Origin of the sequence: Lacrimispora xylanolytica, assembly GCF_026723765.1 — a bacterium.
GTDB lineage: Bacteria > Bacillota > Clostridia > Lachnospirales > Lachnospiraceae > Lacrimispora > Lacrimispora xylanolytica.
In genome coordinates this window covers 1664486-1687874 of record NZ_CP113524.1, presented here as the reverse complement: position 1 = coordinate 1687874, position 23389 = coordinate 1664486, and the positions used below count along the sequence as shown (strand labels likewise).

20 protein-coding genes and 1 other annotated feature are annotated in these 23389 nt (G+C 42.1%); of the genes, 8 read left to right on the top strand and 12 right to left on the bottom strand.

The window, feature by feature from the left end:
- The 5 genes from OW255_RS07930 to OW255_RS07910 form a co-directional block, all read right to left on the bottom strand.
- Nucleotides 1-1908, bottom strand: coding sequence for an NADH-quinone oxidoreductase subunit 5 family protein (locus OW255_RS07930; protein ID WP_268116309.1), 1908 nt, complete (start codon nt 1906-1908; stop codon nt 1-3).
- 627 nt (nt 1909-2535) lie between these two features.
- The gene (locus tag OW255_RS07925; protein WP_268116308.1) at nt 2536-4170 is read right to left on the bottom strand and encodes a pectate lyase family protein; all 1635 of its coding nucleotides are present in this window, start codon (nt 4168-4170) and stop codon (nt 2536-2538) included.
- A gap of 195 nt (nt 4171-4365) precedes the next feature.
- Entirely contained in the window at nt 4366-5103 is a 738-nt protein-coding gene (locus tag OW255_RS07920; RefSeq protein WP_024836455.1) for a Crp/Fnr family transcriptional regulator, read from the bottom strand.
- A 192-nt stretch (nt 5104-5295) separates the two neighbouring features.
- Nucleotides 5296-5430 carry a hypothetical protein gene (locus OW255_RS07915; RefSeq protein ID WP_268116307.1) on the bottom strand — a complete coding sequence of 45 codons (135 nt, stop codon included), beginning with the start codon at nt 5428-5430 and terminating at the stop codon, nt 5296-5298.
- A 115-nt stretch (nt 5431-5545) separates the two neighbouring features.
- The gene (locus tag OW255_RS07910) at nt 5546-6070 is read right to left on the bottom strand and encodes a ferritin-like domain-containing protein (protein WP_268116306.1); all 525 of its coding nucleotides are present in this window, start codon (nt 6068-6070) and stop codon (nt 5546-5548) included.
- A 352-nt stretch (nt 6071-6422) separates the two neighbouring features.
- Between OW255_RS07910 and OW255_RS07905 the strand changes: the two genes are divergently transcribed.
- The 8 genes from OW255_RS07905 to OW255_RS07870 all read left to right on the top strand — a co-directional run bounded on the left by OW255_RS07905 (nt 6423) and on the right by OW255_RS07870 (nt 14714).
- Nucleotides 6423-7136 carry a response regulator transcription factor gene (locus OW255_RS07905; protein WP_024836457.1) on the top strand — a complete coding sequence of 238 codons (714 nt, stop codon included), beginning with the start codon at nt 6423-6425 and terminating at the stop codon, nt 7134-7136.
- Nucleotides 7126-8457: a sensor histidine kinase gene (locus OW255_RS07900; RefSeq protein WP_024836458.1), complete on the top strand. Its 1332-nt coding sequence runs from the start codon at nt 7126-7128 to the stop codon at nt 8455-8457. The genes OW255_RS07905 and OW255_RS07900 overlap by 11 nt, the downstream gene beginning before the upstream one ends.
- 3 nt (nt 8458-8460) lie before the next feature.
- Nucleotides 8461-9966 carry an amino acid adenylation domain-containing protein gene (locus OW255_RS07895; protein ID WP_268116304.1) on the top strand — a complete coding sequence of 502 codons (1506 nt, stop codon included), beginning with the start codon at nt 8461-8463 and terminating at the stop codon, nt 9964-9966.
- Nucleotides 9963-11147 (top strand): alanine racemase, encoded by a 1185-nt coding sequence (locus OW255_RS07890; protein WP_268116302.1) that lies wholly within the window; start codon nt 9963-9965, stop codon nt 11145-11147. The genes OW255_RS07895 and OW255_RS07890 overlap by 4 nt, the downstream gene beginning before the upstream one ends.
- Before the next feature lie 12 nt (nt 11148-11159).
- On the top strand, nt 11160-11387 hold the full coding sequence (locus OW255_RS07885) for an acyl carrier protein (protein ID WP_024836461.1): 228 nt from the start codon (nt 11160-11162) through the stop codon (nt 11385-11387).
- Nucleotides 11388-11390: 3 nt separating this feature from the next.
- Nucleotides 11391-12974: an MBOAT family O-acyltransferase gene (locus OW255_RS07880; RefSeq protein WP_268116301.1), complete on the top strand. Its 1584-nt coding sequence runs from the start codon at nt 11391-11393 to the stop codon at nt 12972-12974.
- Between the two features lie 11 nt (nt 12975-12985).
- Nucleotides 12986-13951, top strand: coding sequence for a hypothetical protein (locus OW255_RS07875; protein WP_024836463.1), 966 nt, complete (start codon nt 12986-12988; stop codon nt 13949-13951).
- Between the two features lie 130 nt (nt 13952-14081).
- On the top strand, nt 14082-14714 hold the full coding sequence (locus OW255_RS07870) for a DsbA family oxidoreductase (protein WP_024836464.1): 633 nt from the start codon (nt 14082-14084) through the stop codon (nt 14712-14714).
- A 115-nt stretch (nt 14715-14829) separates the two neighbouring features.
- Here OW255_RS07870 and OW255_RS07865 read toward each other — a convergent pair whose 3' ends face one another.
- From OW255_RS07865 to msrB, 7 genes are all read right to left on the bottom strand, one after another.
- Nucleotides 14830-16203 carry a family 43 glycosylhydrolase gene (locus OW255_RS07865; protein WP_268116299.1) on the bottom strand — a complete coding sequence of 458 codons (1374 nt, stop codon included), beginning with the start codon at nt 16201-16203 and terminating at the stop codon, nt 14830-14832.
- A 370-nt stretch (nt 16204-16573) separates the two neighbouring features.
- Complete coding sequence (locus OW255_RS07860) at nt 16574-17710, bottom strand: MFS transporter (RefSeq protein ID WP_268116297.1); 1137 nt, start codon at nt 17708-17710, stop codon at nt 16574-16576.
- 19 nt (nt 17711-17729) lie between these two features.
- Entirely contained in the window at nt 17730-18950 is a 1221-nt protein-coding gene (locus OW255_RS07855) for a pyridoxal phosphate-dependent aminotransferase (protein ID WP_024836467.1), read from the bottom strand.
- A gap of 61 nt (nt 18951-19011) precedes the next feature.
- Nucleotides 19012-19249: a binding site (T-box leader), on the bottom strand.
- 41 nt (nt 19250-19290) lie between these two features.
- Nucleotides 19291-20283 carry a Gfo/Idh/MocA family protein gene (locus OW255_RS07850; protein ID WP_268116295.1) on the bottom strand — a complete coding sequence of 331 codons (993 nt, stop codon included), beginning with the start codon at nt 20281-20283 and terminating at the stop codon, nt 19291-19293.
- A 33-nt stretch (nt 20284-20316) separates the two neighbouring features.
- A complete protein-coding gene (locus tag OW255_RS07845; RefSeq protein WP_024836469.1) occupies nt 20317-20859 on the bottom strand; it encodes a beta-class carbonic anhydrase in 543 nt (180 codons plus the stop codon).
- A 40-nt stretch (nt 20860-20899) separates the two neighbouring features.
- Complete coding sequence (locus OW255_RS07840) at nt 20900-22276, bottom strand: PQQ-dependent sugar dehydrogenase (protein ID WP_024836470.1); 1377 nt, start codon at nt 22274-22276, stop codon at nt 20900-20902.
- A 59-nt stretch (nt 22277-22335) separates the two neighbouring features.
- On the bottom strand, nt 22336-23286 hold the full coding sequence (gene msrB / locus OW255_RS07835) for a peptide-methionine (R)-S-oxide reductase MsrB (protein WP_024836471.1): 951 nt from the start codon (nt 23284-23286) through the stop codon (nt 22336-22338).
- Between the last annotated feature and the right edge of the window lie 103 nt (nt 23287-23389).

The following is a 23389-nucleotide window of genomic DNA, read 5'->3' as shown; positions in this document are numbered from 1 at the left end:
TTATGCCAACCCTCCTATCAACAGTATGACTCCCACTACCAGGATTGCTGTACACAGTGCGTTGCTTAAGAAGGTGAGTTTATGGGCTCCAAAGAATTCTTCCATATACCAGTTGCGCATCTCCACCTTTTGTTTTACGCCCATTGCTCCGTAAAACGTCTGGTTGTCTCCTGTGTTTTCTCCCGCCATATAAATGGGAACCTTTCTTCTCTTGTCATTCTTATAGATGGGGATAAAGCTGATGGGGAGCAGTATGAGCATGCTCAGCATACAAAGCATCAGCTTAATGTCACTCGTCTCAATAGGAATCAGTGCTGTGGTTTTATAGACTTCGGTAAGATACGGCTCCAGGGCATACCTTGAAACCAGAGGAAAGGTAAAGCAGGAAATCACCACCAGGACAGCCAAAACTGTAATGGGAAGTTCTTCATCTAAGGATAAATCGTGATGGTTCTTGTGGCCCATATTGACCTTGGATACCAGTTTGCCCATCCACTTAGCCCAATAAAACAAGGTCGCTGCACTTCCGTAAGCCAGGATAATAACAATGATTACATTATCGGAATCAATGAGGGCTTTCATGGCTACCCATTTGGATACCAGCATTCCAAAGGGTGCAAGGAACATGCCTGCAATACCGATCATCATGTAGAATGCCAGCTTACTGGACACTCCCATTAACAGATCCATATTTTCCACATTTCGGTTTCCGATCTGGTGTTCTGCAGATCCTACGGATATGAAAAGGAGGGATTTGGATACTGCGTGGAAGATTATAAGTAAAATTGCTGCCCATAAGGATTCCTGGGTTCCGGCACTGGCACATATTACAATCAGTCCCAGGTTTGCAAGTGTGGAATAGGCAAGAATCTTCTTTCCGTCACTTTGGGATATAGCCATCAGCGAGCAGGCAAGGAATGTTACACCGCCGCCAAAGGTTACCACTCTGCCGACACTGGTAGGGCCTAATAAGGGGGCAAGCCGGATAATTAAATAGACTCCAGCCTTAACCATGGTTGCGGAATGAAGCAGCGCAGAGGTAGGCGTCGGTGCCACCATAGCTCCAAGGAGCCAGGAGGAAAAGGGAAGCTGGGCAGATTTTGTCAGTGCTGCGATGGACAGAAGGAAGACCGGAATCATAATGACTGCATCCGGATTCTTCTGTATCAGCACGGAAAGCTCCAGGGTGTGATAGTACATGCCGATGAAAATAATGGCAGCTGCAAAGGCAACTCCGCCGCCTAAGTTAATGACAAGGGCACGTAGGGAATTGTTCTTTGCTTCTTCTGTCTGGGTATAGCCGATTAAAAGGAAAGAGCAAAGAGTCGTAATCTCCCAACAGAAATACATCCACACGAGATTATTGCTCAAAACGATTCCAAACATGGCGGAAAGGAATAAAAACAGGATGGAGAAGAAAAAGCTTTTCCTTTCTTTGTATTCCTTGTGATGGTTATGATAATCCTTCATATATCCCACCGCATAAATACAAATAAGGCTTCCCACCAGTCCGATTACCAAGGCCATAATCGCAGTCAGCTTATCAAAAACGATGGCTGTCTGAACGGTGATTCCTTCTTTAAACCCAAACTCAAAAACCAGAATTGCTGCTGTCTGCAGAAATGACAGAATAGAAATGACGTACTTTTTGTTACGGATACCAAGAGTAATAATGTAAGCAGCTATGATAACTTCAGCTGCTACAATGATGAGATCAATTTTTTCTTCCCATGGACAAGCCATACGGATTCCGTCCTTAAAAAAGATTCCCACCACTGCCAGCGTCAGAAGGGCTGTTATGACAGCACTGATTCTGACTAACATACTTCTTGCTGCATCATGTTTAACCAAAAAAACAGCTAATGCAGCCAACATAGGAAACAACAGGAAAACAGTAATTGCAACCATACATTCATCACCTTATCTTTGTTTTATAGTATTTGCCAAAACAAGCCTTGTTTTCATCAATAAAGCTATTCAAATAGTACAAACAAGCGATGTCAACCGCATTATCGATTTATATGTTCTCATTCTATCACACTAAAATTTCTTGTCAATGTTTTATTATGTGTACATTTTACACAAAAGCTCTGTATTTGACAAATTTTTAACTAATTCTCATAAAAAAAATGAGAATGCAGAGATATGTACTAAAATAAATACAAGGACATGTTAACTTTTAGACAATATAAGATCATATTTTTGCGTAAATTAGGATTGTACTTAAAAAAAGACAGAAAGTATAGGCATTGTTTCCTGCTTGGAGTGCCTGAAATAGCAAGAATTTGTACTGAAAAACGGGGCATAAAGGAGTTGTTTGCATTAATTTTTTTGGAGAACCGAAAAAGTAGCCTGAGAAATAAAATCTTCTCAGGCTGTTCTTTTTTATGGTTTCAGATGTTTTTATTGTTACTTTTCATACAAACTTCAGAGCAAAATAACCAGTAATTAAACCTTGAAAGAGAGTTTTCTAACGACTTTTTAATTCCATTTTAAGGTTGAAACCAGTGATTCTAATGCGGATTCTCAGGGAATTTATTTCACTCCCACAGATATAAGCTGGGTCTTATAATTCCTTATTTTAGACATGAGCTCACTGTTTAAACCATAAGAAGTATCATCGGTTTCGTTATTAAACTTCCAGGTAAAATCACCTTGATTCATACGGCCGGCTTCCTTAGTTACGATACCTTCTACTGCTGTTACATCGTCAATGTCTGCCTGATTAGCACCCAGATCTTTTAAGGTATCAAAATTATTATAGGAAGTATTTCCTGCCATGGTCTTATAGGTGGCTGGAACGATTTCACCTCGTTTGGAAGCTTCATAAGCATCAAAGGAGGTTTCATTTCCACTTGTTGTTCCATGGTTGGTATTGGCATAAATAAGGCTGTCTGCCTGTTCTATCCTGTTATGATAAGCTTTTATTATTCCTCCGTTCTCACCGGAAAAGGTTCCTTTCCCCAGGGTATCTGTGCCCTGTAGAGAGCTCATCATTGGATATTTGCAATGCCTGAAATAGTTTTCCTCTACGAATGCAGAGCTTCCATTTGTCACACCAACTCCATATTTTGCGATACCATCATAATAATTATTATAGATATGAACCGATGCCTGCCGGATTCTTGGGTGGCGGGAATCGGAATGATCATACCAGTTATGGTGATAGGTGACGAAAAATTCTTCAGAGTCCTTCATGCCGCAAAGAGAACACTTCCCGGAATCCCAGAAATGATTATAGGATACGGTGACATAGGTGGATGCATTTTTAACATCAATAGAACCATCCCCCTTTGCCTGGTCCGCATCAGAACCTGCTGCTCCGTAGAAGATATCATTGTGATGAATCCATACATTGCAGTTACTCGTATCAAGGGAGATTCCATCATCAGGAAACAGCATAATGCCTAAATTTCTGATCTCCAGATTCTTACAGTTTCTAACGAGAATGCCCCAGCCATATGCCGTTGCATCATCTCCTACGCCTTCTAAGGTCATGTTCATCTCTGTATAGGCTGATTTGCCTTTTACCTGAAGGTATCCACTGCTGTTTAGCTGGCCGGACATATCCTCTCCTGTAATTTGACCAATAAAACGAATGATAAGAGGGGTCTTATCATAGCCCTTTTGACGCAGGGTCATAATCTCCCCAATTCCAGTTGCGGTCTGTTTTTTCCCAGAATTATTTATTATGACATCAAGAGTTACGGTTTTTGCCGTTGCAGCCGTGATATATACAATCTGCGCCCCATTTTTTAAAGCTCCATTTTCCTCATAAGCGCCGGACCCTGTCTGGGAGGGAGATTCCCCAGAAAAAGCAAATCCGGTCCTGCTGTTTGCTTTTACAGCGATTGGTTCAGAGACTATGGTTTTGCTGGAACCATTGGCAAAATTCACTTCCAGCTTAAAAGTGTATTGACCAGCAGAAAGCCCCAATGCATCCGCCCTGAAATACGAGGGATACTTACGAATCAGTGTATCATCGATTTGCACGTAGGCCGGGTCGCCTGCTCCAGCAGATTTTACTAAAACCTGGTAAGATACCGCTTTGTCTACAGGCTTCCATTTCAGATATGCGCTTTCAAACCAGCCTCCGCTCTCTGTCAGTGAAATACCCTCTGCCTTTGCAGAAATAGACGTTCCCGTGATTGTTTCCCATTTTTTCATCATATATCTTTACCTTTCTAAAAAAAATTATAGGATTTAGAGCCTACGCTACCACTATATTATCGTTTCCACAGATTCGTTCATGGGAGCTGTTTGTCCTTAAAATCACATCTATCATCTGGTAATTAAAAAAACAGCCAGGGAAGCGCTCTTTCCAAAGGCTGTTTCAATTTTAAAAATCGCTTACTGCGTCATTTGCTATTTAAGAAAGCTTTGATCGTGTATGTGAATCTTCCTTCCTTCATAGGATAGAATTCCTTCCTGCTGCATTCTTGATAGTTCACGGGATAAGGCACTTCGATCCACACAAAGAAATTCAGCCAGTTCATTTCTCCGGAATGGAAGTTCAATCCTTCCTTCCCTGCTCCCTGTTTGCAGCTGCAGATAAACCTTTAACTTATCCCGCAGCCGCTTTTGAGCCAGAATGCGTACCTTATCATTTAAAAATCTGGCTTTGTCTGCAAATTCCCGAAGGAGATTGGTGGATACCCGCATTTTAAAGGGACAGGTTCCACCTTCCATGGAAAACAATGAGGCGAAGTCCAGAAAAAGGATCTCACAGTCCGTTACCGCCCAGATCTGCATAGAGCTGTCTGCGGATTTTGAGCAGGCAAGGTCTTCTCCAAACATATCCCCACAGGAACAGTGGTTGATATTGATCTGACTTCCATTTTCACTGTATAAGGTCAGCTCTGCAGTTCCTTTTAATACAACCCCGGCAAGGTTTTCCCGGTCACTGACCTGTAATATCATACTGCCCTTTGAAAATGTCTTATGTCTGGCCCGCAGACAGCATAACACTGCCGTGTATTTAGATTCCGGAATTCCTTCAAAACAGCTGCACTCCTTTAAAACATGAGAAAACTGCCTTACTTCATCCTCTGAAACGGCTCCATAAAAACTGCCAAATGTTCCCCCCCATCTGGTTTCCTTCATATTTACCTCCAAGCTGCTATTGCAACCGACATTTCTGAACGAATTACACTTTAGTTAGATATAACTAACTATCATTATATAACAGGAACCATACGGGAGTCAATGTGGGATTTCCCTAAGGAAACTTTATGATAAAAAAGATACCAGAAGGCCTTTTGGGACACTTCTGATATCTTTTTAGGGGAATAAAGCTTATACATCATTATGCTCAATGGACTTTCTTTTGGCATTTTTGTTCTTGTTTTGATTCTCTCTTGTAATGGGTGTTTGTCCGTTGCATTTTTCCATTCTGGCCTTTTTGTTATCTGGCTGACTGTCTTTTGGCATAGGTACCTCCTGAATGTTTTTCTTTTTATTGTGCTGTTTTCTTTCGTATTTTATGTACACAGGGCTGTAAAAAAAGCCCTGCTATGTGCATGCATTACGCATCAATCTGGCTTCCTTAACAGCCATTTCTACTAAACAGATAATTGTAAAGAATCCCATGTCTGATCTCATCGGTAATAATATCAATGAGCATATTTATATGAATACGGGACTGCATGGCGTAAAGAATCTTTCTGTAGTTCCGCACTGCATTCTGCTCGCCTAAAAGCGCTCTGGCTATTCCTTCGCAATAGCTTTCCGGTGGTATAAATGTCTCTTCTGACACCTGACGCAGATCCATACCGGTCAGATCATAATAAATCTGACGGAATAATTCAAAATGTCCCACTTCATCGTCACGGATGCTTCCAATAATCTGCCTTTCTTCTTCGGTTTTAGCGTTGCTGATCAGCCACATATAAAACATCTGATCTTCAACTTCTCCATTCAATGCCTGTTTCATCAGCTCCATGGCATTGGCAAGATTCTCCGGATAATTGTATATGTCCATATCCATAAATTTCTGATCGTAAATGGTTTCTGTAAAATTCATAAAAGGAGAATGTTCAGAGGTCATTCCAGAAAAATCATACTCTTTCATTTATTATCTCCAAAGGTGTTACTTAATTATATCCTATGACTTTCTTTCCCCATAAGTGAGAAATAATCCTTATTTTTTATCTTTTGTTAAATATATGTAATTCACATTCAATTCCTATGATTTGTTTCCGTTTATCTTTCTCATATTGTCAGTGAAATTTAAGAAAACAAAAAGAATCATGGACATGCTAATACGGTAGAAAGCAGGAGAATCGTATGGTGGGAAAATAACAGGAAATAAAGCCGTATTTCATTTCTTAATAATTCTTAAATCCTCCTAAAACACATTGTTATTCTTGACCCAAATGTTATAATTTTTCATATTCAAATTACTAAGAGGGAGGCCGCGGACCATGGAGACTGCACAGCAGATTTTAATTGTGGATGACGATGCCGATATTCGGGAAGTACTCCGCATCCATTTGGAGAATAAAGGCTATTCTGTCTGGGATGCCTCTAACGGTAAGGAAGCACTTCAAACCGTTTCAAAAAATCAGGACATTGATTTAATTATTCTTGATATCATGATGCCCGGTCTGTCCGGAATCGATGTATGCAAGGAAATCAGAAAAACCTCTTCCGCACCCATACTCTTTCTCACCGCCAAATCAAAGGAAAGTGATAAGACAGAAGCTTATGAAACTGGCGGGGACGATTATCTGGTAAAACCATTTTCCCAGTCGGAGCTTCTTATGAAGGTTCATTCACTCTTAAGAAGATACGTGATATACAAAGGAAAATCCCAGCCAAACATCAGTAATTCAGAAATCCGGATTCAGGATGTGCTTATTAATACCCAAAGCCGTCAGGTGTACCGGGAGAACCAAAAAATCGACCTAACGGATACAGAGTTTCAGGTTCTCATGTATCTTGTAAAAAACAGGGGCAGTGCAAAGGATGCCAGAGCCATCTACGAGGGCGTTTGGAATGATAAGTTTCTTCCCTCCTCTACCAATACCATAATGGTTCACATTTTGAAGCTGCGAAAGAAGCTGGAACTTGATTCCAATAATCCAACGATCATACGCACCGTTTGGGGAAAGGGCTATCAGATTGATGAAGTTTAGTATAAGATCTTCCCTCCGTTACAAACAGGTCTATATATTGGCCTTAGGTCTTTTGATCAGCTTTCTCATGTATCTTGCGACTCAGTCTCTGGGAGATTACCTGATTTCCAAGAATCATTTGAATGCAGATGCTTCCACAAAACGGCTGGAAAACTATCAAAATTCCATGGAAGCTTATATCAGGAAAAATAAACTTTCGGTGAAAGATGTAAGGGCTTTGTCCAAATGGGTCAAAAGCCATAAATACACGTATTTGACCATTTACAGCGGCGATGAGATTTTATATGAATCCGGCTTCTGGAACGATGCTTATTACAATTACGAGTCCACAGGAACCTTCCTGGAAGAAAGCCAGCAGCTGACTAGAAACATTGCATTTACCGACGGGGTCTATTCTGTATCCATTATCGATTCCTCGGAAATCAAATGGTACAGCATTGTTTTTTATATATCCCTTGGAGTTTTCTTTTTGTTTTTGTTCGGCATTGTGATCTTTTATAATCACAAAATCATTGCCCGGATCATGCTCCTGTCAAAAGAAGTTTCCCTGATTGAACAGGGAAATCTAGAACAGCCCATTTACCATAAAGGGAATGATGAGATAGCTCTACTTGCCATAAATGCTGACAATATGAGAAATTCCATTATTACACGTTACAAAAGCGAAAAGGAGGCATGGGAAGCTAACAGCGAGCTGATTACTTCCATGTCCCATGACATCAGAACTCCTCTCACGGCTCTCATCGGCTATCTGGAGATTCTGGAAACGGAGGGATATCATTCAGAAGAACAGCTTTCTAAATATATCAAAAGCTGCAAAGAAAAATCCCTGCAGCTTAAGGAGCTGTCCGATAAGCTGTTTCAATACTTCCTTGTATTTGGCAAGGAGACCATACTAATGAAGAAAGAGACCTTTGATGCGCGCATCCTTTTAGAACAGCTGATCAGCGAGCATGTATTTGATTTAAGCAATCAGGGGTTTGATGTGAGGACCGGGCTTTTGGAGCAGTCCTGTATGATGACAGGTGATATTCAATACTTTAAGCGTCTCTTTGATAACCTGTTTTCCAATGTAAGAAAATATGCAAGCACCAGTGGGCCAGTTCTTGTGAATGCCGAATGCAATGGACAACACATAATCATCAGCATCAGCAATGATATCCGACAGGATGATTCTCTGGCGGAAAGTACTGGAATCGGTCTTAAGACCTGCCGCAAAATAACAGAGCAGATGAAAGGGACCTTTAAGATAAGAAAAAACCGGACTCGGTTTGAAGCCAGGGCCAGCTTTCCAGTGTCAGCCCAAGGAAAGGAAGCGTAACGTATGAAAAATGTATTAGAATACCTGGAACAATCCGCTAAGTTGTACCCTGACAAAACAGCAGTCCTGGATCCAGAAAAAAGTATTACTTATGAAGAGCTGTTACACAATGCCAGGCGCATCGGAAGCTTTTTATCGGAGCAGGAAGCTCCCAGGCGTCCAGTGGCCGTTTTCATGGATAAAAGTGTGGAGGCACTGACCGCATTTATGGGAATTGTGGCTGCAGGCTGCTTTTATATCTCCATCAACATGGACCAGCCGCCCGTTCGAATCCGTCAGATATTAGAAACCTCCAATGCAGGCTCTGTCATCACCCTGGGTGAGGATAGAAACGTTCTTAAGGAAGCCGGTTATGTGGGGAAATGCTTTGATTATCATGAGATGGTGAAACACGAAATCAGGGAAACGGCTTTAAGAGAAATTCGTAATCATTCCCTTGATGTGGATCCATTGTACTGTAACTTCACCTCTGGCTCTACCGGCATTCCAAAAGGCGTCCTGGTCAGCCATCGGTCCGTCATAGATTTCATGGAATATTTCCCTGATCTCTTCCACATTACAGAGGAGGACATCATCGGAAATCAGGCACCCTTTGACTTTGATGTATCCGTAAAAGACATTTATTCCACGTTAAAAACGGGCGCTGCCATGGTGATCATACCAAAAAGAATGTTTTCCATTCCCACTCTGCTACTGGATTATTTGTGCGAGCAGAAGGTGACTACCTTAATCTGGGCAGTATCTGCACTTTGCCTCGTATCCCAGCTGAAGGGATTCACCTACAAGGTACCTGATCAGATTAACAAGGTGTTATTCAGCGGAGAGGCCATGCCGGTCAAGCAGCTGAACACCTGGAAGAAGTATCTTCCTGATGCCAGGTATGTAAACCTCTACGGCCCCACGGAAATCACCTGTAACTGCACGTATTATGAGATAGACCGGGAGTTTCAGACCGATGAAAAAATACCCATTGGAAAACCATTTCCCAATGAAAAGGTATTTCTCCTTGATGAGGAGGATAAGCAGGTGACAGGTCCGGGAATAAACGGAGAGCTTTGTGTGGCTGGTACTGCCCTTGCCCTTGGTTACTATAATAACCCGGAACAGACAAAGCGTGCCTTTGTCCAGAATCCTTTGAACAATCATTATCTGGAGCTGATATACCGAACCGGAGACCTGGCCTTTTATAACGAAAACAAGGACCTTTGCTTTGCCGGACGGAAAGACTTTCAGATCAAGCATATGGGACACCGCATTGAGCTGGAAGAAATCGAAATGGCTATGAACAGCTACCCCTCCATGGAACGGGCCTGCTGTGTATTCGATGAGAAACGAAACAGAATTACAGCCTTTTATGTAGGCACCATGGACGGAAAGGAACTTTCTGAAAAGATGCGAAGCACGCTTCCTTCCTATATGATACCCACTGGCTTTCACTCTCTCACCGAATTCCCCATTACCCCTAATGGGAAAATTGACAGAAAAAAATTACTGGAGATGTGTATATGAAAAATTCAATCAATCACACAACCTTAACTAACGCTGTCCGCACTTATCAAACGCCTCTCTATTTGTTTGATTTGGATACCCTGGCCGGACAGATTGAAAAAATAAGAGGAATCCTTGGCCATCAGGTGGAGCTGTGCTATGCCATGAAGGCCAATCCATTTCTCATAAAAAGCCTGGTGGATCAGGTGGATTTCTTTGAGGTCTGCTCTCCCGGAGAATTTTCTATTTGCGAAAGAGCCAATGTCCCCGGCGAAAAAATCGTCATGTCTGGTGTCCATAAGAACATATCAGACGTAGACCATGCCGTAAAAACCTTCGGTGAACGCATTACCTATACCGTAGAGTCTCTTTCCCACTGGCAGATGATTACAGCCTGTGCAGAAAAGTACAAGACCCATGTGAATGTACTGTTAAGGCTTACCAGCGGAAACCAGTTTGGAATGGATGAGGAGCTTTTGGAGGAACTGATCCGGAAAGGTCCTTATGAGTGGATCACCATGGAAGGAATTCAGTATTTTTCTGGTACTCAAAAGAAATCTTCTTCTAAACTTTTTAAAGAGCTTAAAAGACTTGATGGTCTTTGTGATGCCTGGAAAGAAAAATACGGCTTTATTGTTAAGAAAATCGAATATGGCCCAGGACTCCCCGTCTGCTACTTTGAAGAGGAAGAAAATCAGGAGGATGAAATGCTCCATCAGCTGTCAAAGGCCATTGAGGAAATGACCTTTGGAGGAGTTGTCACCCTGGAAATGGGCCGCTTTATGGCCGCCTGCTGCGGTTCTTATGTGACAAAGGTAGTGGATATGAAAACAAACAAGGGCCAATCCTACTGCATCGTCGACGGCGGCTGTCATCAGGTGAATTATTACGGACAGATGCTCGCCATGAAAAAGCCGTTCATAAAGCATCTGGGAGAAAAGGATGGAGAAAAAGGTGAGTGGACCATCTGCGGCTCTCTTTGCACGGTAAATGACATGCTTGTCAAGCAGTATCCTCTTACAGGCTTAAAGACTGGAGATTATCTGTCATTTGAAAAGACTGGAGCTTATTCTGTCACAGAAGGAATGTCATTATTCTTAAGCCGGGATTTACCCACCGTTCTTCTCTATTCTGAGAAGGATCAGTATATAGAAGCCAGACCCTCTACACCAACCAATTTATTCAATTATATTCAATCATAAAGGAGAAAACTTATGGAACAGTTATTTGAAATTTTAAATGGAATTAACCCAGGCATTGATTATGAAACAGAGACAAAACTCATTGACGGAGGACTGTTAGATTCTTTTTCCATCCTCTCTCTCATTCCTGAATTAGAAGAGGCCTTTGACGTTGAAATTACCCCTGGTGAAATGGTCCCTGCAAACTTTAATTCCGCAGATGCAATCTGGAGTATGATCACCCGTCTGAAAGAGGAATAAAAGATGACGTATACTTCCCCCCTTTACCTTTTTGCATTTTTCCCACTGGTGCTGGCGGCATACTATTTCTGCCCCCAGCGCCACCGTTCAAAGGTCCTTTTACTGGCCAGCTATATCTTCTTTTATTCCATCAGTGGAAAGCTCCTGATATACCTGCTGCTGTCTACCTTGCTCATCCATCATGGTGGTTTGTGGCTTGGCTATTGCAAAGCAGAGGGGGAACGGGAGCTTTTGGCTTCCCAGGACAAAAAGGCATTGAAAGCAGTCTATGCAAGGAAACGCCGCCGCATTCTATGGCTTTCCATTGGTTTTCAGCTTGGCATTTTACTTGTGCTGAAATACTCTAATTTCTTTGTGAAGAACATCAATGGCATACTTCATATCTTTTCTTTTAAAGAAGTAGTGCCTGCCTTGCATTTTGTAGTACCCATTGGAATCTCATTTTACACCTTGCAGGCAGTATCTTATCTGGTTGATGTTTATTACGAAAAAATCAAGCCTGATGATAATTTAGAGCGGCTTGCCCTTTATCTTGCCTTCTTCCCTTCTTTAATGGAAGGACCCATCTGCCGTTACAATCAGACAGCAGATTCTCTCTATAGCGGAAAGCCTCTGGATTATAAAAACCTCACCTATGGTCTTCAAAGAGTTCTTTGGGGATTGTTTAAAAAGCTTATCATCGCAGATCGATTAAATCCTCTTGTGGACAATATCTTTAATACACCTGGCAATTACAGCGGTATTACGATTATTATTGGTGCCGTTTTATATACGTTCCAGCTCTATGCTGACTTTTCAGGCTGTATTGATATGACCATTGGTACCGGAGAAATCTTTGGTGTTATTATACCGGAAAACTTCCGCCAGCCTTTTTTTGCAAAAAATGCGTCTGAATTTTGGAGGAGGTGGCACATTACCCTTGGCACCTGGTTAAAGGATTACGTGTTCTATCCCATCTCTTTGACAAAATTCGGAAAAAAGCTGGGAAAAAAATCCCGGGAACGATTTGGAAAGCACTTAGGTCAGATATTATCTTCCGCACTTCCACTGCTGGGAGTCTGGCTGGCCAATGGATTCTGGCATGGAACTGGTTGGCATTACATCTTTTTTGGAATGTATTATTTAGTGATCATACTTTTGGAAAATCTTATGGAACCATGGGTCGTGACAGTGACAAATGCCCTTCACATGAACAGGGAAGGTATTCTCTACCGTGTGTTTCAGACTATAAAGCTTCTCATCATTGTATTCGTCGGCGAGCTGTTTTTTGCTGCAAGAAACTTGACCTTAGGGTTTCAGATGTTCGCTTCCATTTTTACCGGTTTTCACTGGTCGGTACTGACTGACGGTTCTCTCCTTAAGCTAGGGGTATCCATTCAGGATTTCTATGCCGCATTCTTTGGCCTCCTTACGGTTCTTATTGTGGGAGTGATTCATGAGCGGGGAATTTCCATTCGTGATAAAGTTTCTGCATGGCGCATGCCCGCCCGTTTTGCCTTTCTTTATGCCGCAATTTTTGTGGTGCTTATTTTTGGTGCTTACGGCGAGGGATATTTACCGGTGAAATTAATTTATGCCGGATTTTAAGAGGTGATGAAATGAAAATCAATAACAAGGTCAAAATAGTTCTTTTTCTATCCGGACTTTTTATTTTGCTGTATGGATTATCGTATCTGATCCTTCCAAACAACACCATGGACAGCGGTTTATATAAAAAAACAAACAGCATTACAAGTGAGGCTGAAAATACCATTGATTATATCGTTATCGGTGACAGCGAAGCCGTATCCAGTATATCCCCCATGGAAATCTGGAAGGATTACGGCTATACAGGTTATAACTGTGGAGTACCAGGACAGCGGCTCCAGGATACTTATTACTTATTTGAGAAGGTCTTAAAAAAGCAAACCCCTAAAATTGTTTTTCTGGAAACAAACGCATTTTACAGGGATTTTGAATATCTAAGTGCGCTGGATAATATGGTGGACGAGAACATGAAGAATATGTTCCCAGTTTACAAATTCCACAGCAACTGGAAATATTTCCACTTAAATATGTTGAGAAATTTAAAAAATAAGGCGGCTGACGGACCGGTCAACACCTATAAGGGCTTTAAATATGTACCAGTAATAAATCCCTACAAAGGCGGACCCTATATAAGGGAAAGTGATTCCGTTTATCCCATTGGTGACCAGCCTATGGAGTATATTAATAAAATTATTGAGCTTTGCAGGGAACAGAACATTCAACTGGTTCTTTACTCTGTACCTACCCCTAAGAACTGGACTCCAGGCAAGCACAATACCGCAGTTTCCCTTGCAGAAAAGAACCAGCTTACCTTCCTTGATCTTAATCTTATGACTTCTGAAGTTCCTATGGACTGGAATAAGGATACCAGAGATGAGGGAGATCATCCAAATTACTTCGGCAGTGTTAAAATATCAGGCTATATCGGTTCTTATTTATCGAAGCAAGGAATTCTGACCGATCACCGTAAGGACAAAACCTATGATTCCTGGAACCAGGACCTGGTGGCATATAAAAAGCTGACCAAACAAGAGTAACCCCTAATTTAAGCTTCCAGTATTGACAAAATTCTCATAGAACTTTATAATGATATTAATAACTGTAATTTTATTAGTTACACTTAAACAATGTCACTCCATTCCTCTGGAATAGAAAGGAGTTTGTTTTATGAGAATTGAACTATGGTTTGATTTCGTCTGCCCGTACTGCTATCTGGGAGAACGGAAGCTGGAACTTGCACTGGAAAAATTTGAACACCGTGATGAGGTGGAACTGATTTTCAAAAGCTTTGAGCTTAATATGGCATCCGATTCCACCAAAGGCAAAGACATTAACCAGATTATTGCAGATAAGTATCATGTCAGCTATGCCCAGGCAAAAGCCAACAATGACAGTATTACAGAAGCAGGCAGACAGGTGGGACTCAATATCCGCTTTGACTTGTTTCAAGTGGAACGTACCAGGCTGGCCCATGAATTGGTACACTATGCTGCTGGTCAGGGAAAGAATCTGGAACTGATCCGCCGCCTGTTTGAAGGGGTCTTCACTCAGGGACTCCACTTAGAAGACAAAGAAGTTCTCTTTCAGCTTACCAAAGACCTGGGCGTGGATTTGACCCACTTCCAATCCCAGTATGAGAATGGTACCCTATCCTCTCAGGTACAAAGAGACGAAGAAGAAGCCGCAAAGCTTGGAATTAACAGCATCCCCCACTTTATTATTGACGGCAAATATGTAATATCTGGTGCTCAAAGCCCTGATTACATTCTGAATGCATTAAACAAAGCGTATCATAAGTAACTTCCGTTGCTTTAGCTATTATCCCTGTCAAAGGAAAAAGCCTTGTCATTGATTGTTTGATATGCCCTTAAACGGGCTATTTACGAATCAAAGACAAGGCTTTTTTTATTAGCTTTTACTTACCGATTAGAAAGGTGGCATCCTGTCGGTCCAGATCCGTACTTATAGTACTCATCCTCAAGGTATAATTACTATGTCTGATATATAAATCAGGTGCAGCAAAGGACTGGAAGGATGACCAGCTTGAATCTTTTAGACCAGGAACCTTCTTAAAGGTGGCATCTTTTGAAAATTTTGTACTGCCGTCCTGTTTCTCCAGCTTCAGTTCATTGTTATTTTGTCTTAAGTAATACCCAGGATAGTAAACCGAGCGGAAGGATACATTGCCATCTGTAGAATCTGCCAGTCCAGGTACCACCTGCCAGAATTGATCCGTTGCCGGAGTTACGTTTGCTTCTATTTTCACGTTAAAGTCTGAATTCCTCCAGTACATATTCTGGAAATTATAGGACTTCATACGGCTCATGGTCCCGTTAAGGCCTGTGGTTGTATCTGTAAGTAAGGGTATGGTCCCATCTGAATTATATTGAAACTTCTGTATACAGACGGAACGCTTATAGCTCCCGCCTCCGGGCAATGATCCATTGTGGTATAAAAAGTAAGAAGCTCCCTTATAATCTACAATTGCCGGGTGAATGGTGGTGCTTGTAGGAGTCGGTTTCATAATAATCCCACGGTAAGTCCAAGGACCTGCAGGGCTGCTGCTGGTAGAATATGCGATGCTCTCAGGAAATCCGGAGGCATATAAAAGATAGTATAATCCATTCCTTTTATACAGCCAGGGAGCCTCCTCAAACCCTGGTCCAAAGGCTTCTTTTGTGATTGGAATGGCTGTAATTGCCCCCTTTAAGCTAATCATATCATCATTCAGCTTAACCCAATAGCAGGCTTTGTTTCCCCAGTATAAATATGCCTGTCCATCATCGTCAATAAATACGGTAGGGTCCAGATCATCCCATGAGTGAGACGCATATTTGGTCATATCATTGGTAATGAGAGCACGCCCTAAGGCATCCTTAAAAGGACCTGTGGGGCTATCGGATACCGCAACACCGATAGCCACTCCCGGATTGGTTTTGTCATGGGTGCTGACATACCAGTAAAACTTTCCGTTCCGATAGATACACTGGGCTGCATTGGCATCTCCGCCTGACCAGCTGAAGGTCTTGGCGGTAAGAGCGGTTCCCCTGTCCGTCCAATTTACCATATCGGTAGAGGAATAGACTTTCCAGTCCACCATTTTATATCCCGTATTGGGCGCATCATTCTCGTCGTGCCCAACGTATACATAGCAGGTTCCATCATACACAAGCGTTGCCGGATCTGCGGTAAAGACATCAGTAATTATGGGATTATCCCCATAGCTTACAAAAGGAAAACACGTTAGCAAAACAAGCATTAAGCCTAAAAGCTTCCATAATTTACTCATAAACACCCTCCATTTTTTCTAACATTATCAAATGCTATCTTAAAATAATTGAAACTGGTCTCCCTCCTCTCTATATTTCGTTACGGATCATATATCTTCAGGGATATGTGCTTCTGCCCTCCTTTCTATCCCCATCTTAGCCATACGCCTTCCCTATTTCACTGTAAACTTTACACATTTTCTTTATTATAACAAATAATACCATGCATGTATGTTTACTTTTTTATTAATTAAGTTGGTTTTTTTATATTGTTCATACCTTTCTTCCATGCTTCCCTAAAAAGTTTAAAAATGCCCCACAGACCAACAGATATCAGATGCTGGTCCATGAGGCATATTATTTCAATCGCGTTAAAACACTCTTAGATGATTAAGTTCTGTTCCCTTTTGGCATATACCGGATACACGCCGCTGCAAAGAATAACATGCACACAGAAAAGGTAATATAGGGAGTGCTGATTCCCAGATGGTCAAATAAGTATCCTCCCGCCAATGGTCCCAGAATATGACCAATGTTCGAGCCAAAGGCATACTTTCCATAATAATCCCCTATCACATGTTCCTCTATTCCCTGAACAAACAAAGCATCCATGGAATAGTCCAGCGCAGAGATGGATAAAACATAAAGGGTCCAGATGATGGTAAAGCTGTCAGGGGTATGAATCATGGGAACTAAAATAGCTATAAGGGCTAATAAAAAGGCAGATAAAATCATGACCCTTCGGTAGCCAAAGGTATCTCCCAGCCGCCCAAGATGAGGGCCTGCAAAGGAAGAAACAACCATAGGAAAAAAGAAAACAGATATTAGGGATTCCATTCCTAAGTCAAAAGCTGCTGTCACATATGGAATCAGCAGAACTCCGGTCATGCTTGCAAAGAGGCAGAAAAACAGGTTAAATATCCATAGCTTCTTCTTTTCAACTGAAAATACAACCTTAGCCTTCCGGGGGACGTTTGCTTTTTCCTGCTTTCTGACTTTCACAAGGCTATATAAATATGCGGACAGGGAAGCTCCAAAACAACATAGAAAGAATATGTTCCAGCCTGAGAGCAAATCGTAATTGGTGAAAATCAGAAAGCAAAGCCCTACCCCAATCATTCCCCCCAGGTTCCGGTTACTGTCAAACCGGCCCATGGTCTGGGCGAACTTATCATTTTCATCGGTAATAACTCCAACCACAGAAAGGGTGAGTAAAATGCCGGCGGCTCCCTGAATGAATCTTGCTGCCATGATATGAGGCATGGATACCGCCCCGGACAGGGATATATAGGCAGCTGCATACAATAAGACCGCGAAAAGGAACACCCTTCGCCGGGTATACTTATCAGAAAGCTTTCCCATGAAAAACCTCATCACAAGCCCTGCCAGAGCGAAGGCAGAATAAAAAATGGTCATTTGAAACGTTGAGTAACCCAGCTGTTTTGTGTAAAGCGGAAAAAGACCTTCAAACATAATCACCGGCAGAGATACTAACATCACCGGCACTGCTAATTTTCTATATCTCATAGCCCTCCTTTTGCCTGAATCAGTGTTTCTGCTTGTAATAAGACAGGAAATCAGACAGCTTTTCACAGGCAGTTTTCAGCTGATTGATCTCCGGCAGATAGACCACCCGGAAATGATCCGGCGTTTCCCAATGAAAGCCGCCGCCATGGGTCAGAAGGATCTGCTTCTCCTTTAAGAAGTCTAAAACAAACCTTTCGTCATCCTCAATCTGGAACCGTTTCGTATCGATTTTCGGGAACATATAAAAGGCAGCTTTCGGCTTTACCACAGAGATTCCTGGAATCGCATTCAATGCGTGGTATATGTATTCTCTCTGCTCGTAGACCCTACCCCCTGGTACAAGGAGCTGTTTTGTCTCCTCTTCCATGTCAAGGGCAGCACTGATGACGGACTGGGCAGGAACATTGGAGCATAGCCTCATGGAGGATAAAAGATTGATTCCCTCCACATATCCCTTCGCAAAGGATTTATCTCCGCACAGGCACATCCAGCCGCAGCGATAACCTGCGATTAGATGGGATTTGGACAGACCGTTAAAGGTAATGGTCAAAAGGTCCGGTGCAAGGGATGCGATGGATACGTGCTCCTCTTCATCAAGCACCAGTCTGTCATAAATCTCATCGGCAAAGATGATCAGTCCGTTCTGTCTGGACAGCTCTGTGATTTCCAAAAGAAGCTCCCTGGGATATAAGGCTCCTGTTGGATTGTTTGGGTTAATGACAACAATGCCTTTTGTTCTGCTTGTAATCTTACTTTTAATGTCCTGAATATCCGGATACCATTCTGACTGCTCATCGCAGATATAATGAACTGCACTTCCGCCTGCAAGTGTGACGGAAGCAGTCCACAAGGGGTAATCCGGAGAGGGAACTAAAATCTCATCACCAGGATTTAAAAGTCCCTGCATGGATAGGGTAATCAGCTCGCTGACTCCGTTTCCTGTATAGACATCGTCAGTGGTCACCTGATGGATTCCTTTTTTTCTGCAATATTCCACAATGGATTTTCTCGCAGATAAAAGACCCTTGGAATCGGAATAGCCTTCTGTGTTGCATAGATTCTCATTCATAAGTCTTAACAGCTCTTCCGGCGCCCGAAATCCGAAGGGAGCAGGATTTCCTATATTCAACTTCAGGATATCAATCCCCTGGTCAATCATTTTGTTGGCCTCATCCATAACCGGCCCTCTGATATCATAACACACGTAGTTCAGTTTTGCAGATTTTTCAAATGTCTTCATAATTTTCTCTCCTTCTTTTTCTGCGTAATATGAAATAAAAAAAAGCCCTAAGCGTCGAAACGCTTAGGGCGAATATACAATCCGTGTTACCACCTAAATTCAGAGAATTCTCTGCACTCTTACGGTACTATCATACCGAGTCCCTGTAACGTGGGAATACGTTGGAGCCTACTAAGGAAAAAATCACCGTTCGGTCCAAAGCTCCGAGACTGCTTCCATACCTTGGAATGAAGATTCGCACCAACCATCTTCTCTCTGAAATTCCGCGAATATGTACTATTTCTCTTCATCGCCTTTTCACTATTTCCGCAATCATAGCACAGGGGGGAATAATTGTCAATTATAAATTTTCTTTCTCCCCGTAAAAATAAATTCCTGCCTTTTTTCTTGCCTCCGTTTGAATTTTACTGACCAAAAGGGTGTGGTCCAGAAGATCATAGCACTTTAAAAGCCTGTGATTATCTATCATTTCCTGAAACTCTGTAAACTCATCTATCATGCGGTGATTCCTGTGGTTTTCATTCATTACTACCCTTGTCCCATCATTGGACACAACATTTATTTCTCCGCATACATTGGCTGTTGTCTCCTGAAACAGATATCCTCTGTCTCCCTGTATTCTGTATACAGCCGGACTGGAGCAGTCCTTAGCACCTGTCAGGGTACACTGAAAACCAGAATAGCTGAGAATTAATATGCCTGAGGTATCAATCCCCCTCTCGATGTTGGGATAATACTCTACCCCTTTTGGCTCTCCAAATAAACCGGTCACGTAATGCAGGTTATAGATATTAATATCCATGAGAGCACCGCCGGAATAGCAGGGATCAAAGGCCGGAAGGACCATGCCCTGTTTAAAGGAATCATAACGAGAAGAATACTGAGAGAAATTACATTGTACTATCTTTATATCTCCAAGCTCAGGCAGCATTTCTTTTATTTTTTTATAATTCGGGAGATACAGCGTGGTAACCGCTTCTATCAGAAACAAACCCTTTTCCCGAGCCAGATCACTTAATATCAAAGCTTCTGAAACATTGGTAGTAAAGGGTTTTTCAACAATTACATGTTTTCCTGCCTCTAAAGCCTCTTTGGCAAACGGAAAATGAAGGTGATTGGGCAATGCCACATAAATCGTGTCCACATCACTAATTAAAAGCTGGTCATACTGGGTGTACACCTTCTCGATTCCATATTGAGCCGCAAGCTCTCTCGCCGAAGCTTCACTTTTAGGAGTGCTTAAAATTGCCCCTATAAGCAAACCTTTTATCTGGTCACTGACGGATAAAAAATCCTTTACTATCATTCCTGTTCCTGCAATACCAAGCTTCATACAGAATCTCTCCTTTGTCCATAAACCCCGGCCCTACACCACACGGCGCAGTGCACCTGTTACCGAATCAATCACCAGACCGTAGACCTTAATGGTATCCGGTACCAGCGGGTGATTACGAATGATATCCACGGATTTCGTAATAGACTGGTCTAAGTCTAAAAAACCGCCCAGCCAGGTTTCAAAATCAATGCCGTAATATTTAATCAAATCAATATTTCTTTGTTCCACACCTCTGGCCTTCATCTTCTGAATCATTCCCTGACTGTCCGTATATCTGGCTCCACAGTCCGTATGTCCAATGACAAGAATCTCATCCACTCCCAGCTCATAAATACCGATTAAAAGGCTTCGCATTGCGCTTCCAAAGGGATGGGAAATGATGCCCCCGGCATTTTTAATTATCTTGGCATCGCCATTTTTTATGCCCAGTGCGGCTGGAAGGAGCTGCGTCAGTCTGGTATCCATGCAGGATACTATAGCTGTTTTTTTATCGGGATACTTGTTTGTTATATACCGTTCGTATCCTTTATTCTTAACAAATTCTTCATTATATTCAAGTATCTCATCAATCATCGTTGATTCATCTCCTGCTAAATTGTGGAACCTTAAAATTTCATAAGGCTTCTGCCGTTCGGTAAACCCTCCATACAACACCGGTCTTTGGTATAAACACGCTGGGATCCCCATCCAGATTATATCCCATATCAACAATATACATGGCTCCGTCTGGTCCGAAAAGAAGATGAACCGGACGTTCAAATCCACCACTTCTTGCAATGGATGAGGGAAATCCGTTTTTATTAATGGCAAAGGTACTGATGGTTCTGGCTTTCATATCGATTCTGGACACCCGGTGCCCAGAACCTGCATATGACGTTCCTTCCCCCATACGGCCGTCAATGGTGCTTCCAAACTCGGTCACATAAACATCTCCATAAGGACCAAAGGCTCGATTATAATTAAATTCAAAGCCTGATAAGGTGGAACTAGGCGGAAACCGCACAAAAGGTCTGGGCGGCACATTGGGCTGGTTTTTAAAAATCAGGGTGGGCTGGACTCCTCCTGCCGGGGTATACCTGGGAGAATCTACAGGTTCTCCACCAGAATAATCAGGCCAGCCATACCACTGATCCGGTGTGACATAGTAAAAATCTTCGCTGGCATTCTCAATGGGTCTGGAACCGACTGGATTAAAGCCGTTATTCACCACGTAGAGCTGCCCGCTGTTATCAAACCTTAAAAACGCAGGATCACGAAATCCCCATGCGACCTGCTCTAAATTAGAACCGTCCAGATTGGCACGTAAGATGCTTCCTGACGCCTTTATATATCTTTTTCTAATTTCAAATTCAATATTAGGAATCCCATAAGGGGAAAATGCACCGGTAAATGCAGGGTCGTCTGTGACAGCTTCTGTTAGTATATTATCTGTCATGAAATTCTGGCCATAGAGCATGACATAATCACCTGTATAATCACATAACAATGGAGAAACGGTCACCCATTTATTGTCATTACCCACCACTCCGCTGTTGGTAACAGTACCCTGTCCAAAGTATAGTTTATTATCCGGAGAAAAAGCGACCGGACTGTTTATATGGTCCCCATTGCTGGGCAGTCCCATAATAATATTCTGTCTTGTACCGTCTTTATATATTTTGGTGATGAAGCCTCTGTGAGATACGTAGAGAATCCCATGCAGATAATTGATTCCTGATATAGGAGTAACAAAATCATCTGCAATGGTCTCAAACTGTCCGTTCACCAGTTTAAGAATTCTGGGATGGTCTGTAGCCCTTCCGGAATCGGAGATAAAAATATTTCCTTCTTCGTCGAAAACCATGCTGGAGGGGGCATCTAAGTTGTTGATAAAAACCTCCACTCCGTAGCCTCTTATGATATAGATATCGGATGGATCCAGAAACCGCTCCAACATAGTATCATCATCATTGCAAGAATGAATTCTGTTTCTATTTACGCCTTGAAACATTCACTTCTCCTGGAAATATTTTAGTACATTATATTCCAGGTTCTCTAAATTATACAAACTTAAAACAATCCCAGATACACTCCGTAGCCTTCTTCTTCCATCTTCTCTTTTGGTATGAACCGAAGGGAAGCACTGTTGATGCAATAACGAAGTCCGCCCGTTTCCTTAGGGCCATCGGTAAACACATGACCAAGATGAGCATCCCCATGACTGCTTCTTACTTCTGTTCGGATCCGACCGTAACTGGTATCAAGAAGTTCTTTAATCGCCGCTGATTCTATTGGCTTTGAAAAACTGGGCCATCCGCAGCCGGCATCAAACTTGTCCGCCGACATAAAAAGAGGTTCTCCAGTGGTAATATCCACATAGATTCCTTCCCGGAATTCATTGTAATACTCATTTTGAAAAGGAGCCTCTGTTGCACTGTTTTGAGTTACTTCAAACTGTTCTTTCGTAAGCTCCTGTTTTAGTTCATTTTCCGGTTTCTTTGCAAACTTTTTATCCTTATCTACTGCCTTTTTTGCCTTTTCAAACTTATCTGCTCCTATGTGGCAATATCCCCCTGGGTTTTTATCTAAGTATTTCTGATGATACTCTTCTGCCTTATAATAATTTTCAAGAGGAAGCCGCTCAATGGCTATTTTCTCCTGATAACGATTCTGGAGCTTTTTTATGGATTCTTCTATCACAGGTGCATCCTTTGCATCTGTATAATAGATTCCGGTTCGATATTGAGATCCAACATCACCGCCCTGGCGGTTTATGCTGACTGGATTGATCACATCATAATACAGTTCTAAAATATAGGGAAGCCCTATTACCGTGTCCTCATACTCCACCTTGACTGTTTCTGCATGGCCGGTGTTGTGCCTGCATACCTCTTCATAGGTGGGGTGTTCTGTGTTGCCGTTTGCATAGCCAACTTCTGTTGCCAGGATACCCGGAATGTTCTGAAGATATTGTTCTGTTCCCCAAAAACACCCGCCTGCTAAATAAATTTCTTTTTTCATAGGAACCACCTCTCTTACATGTTTTTTCTTGATATAATATCAAAAACAGGGAATGAAAACAAGCAAAATCTGCCTGTTCGATTTTTTGAATACTTACTGGACA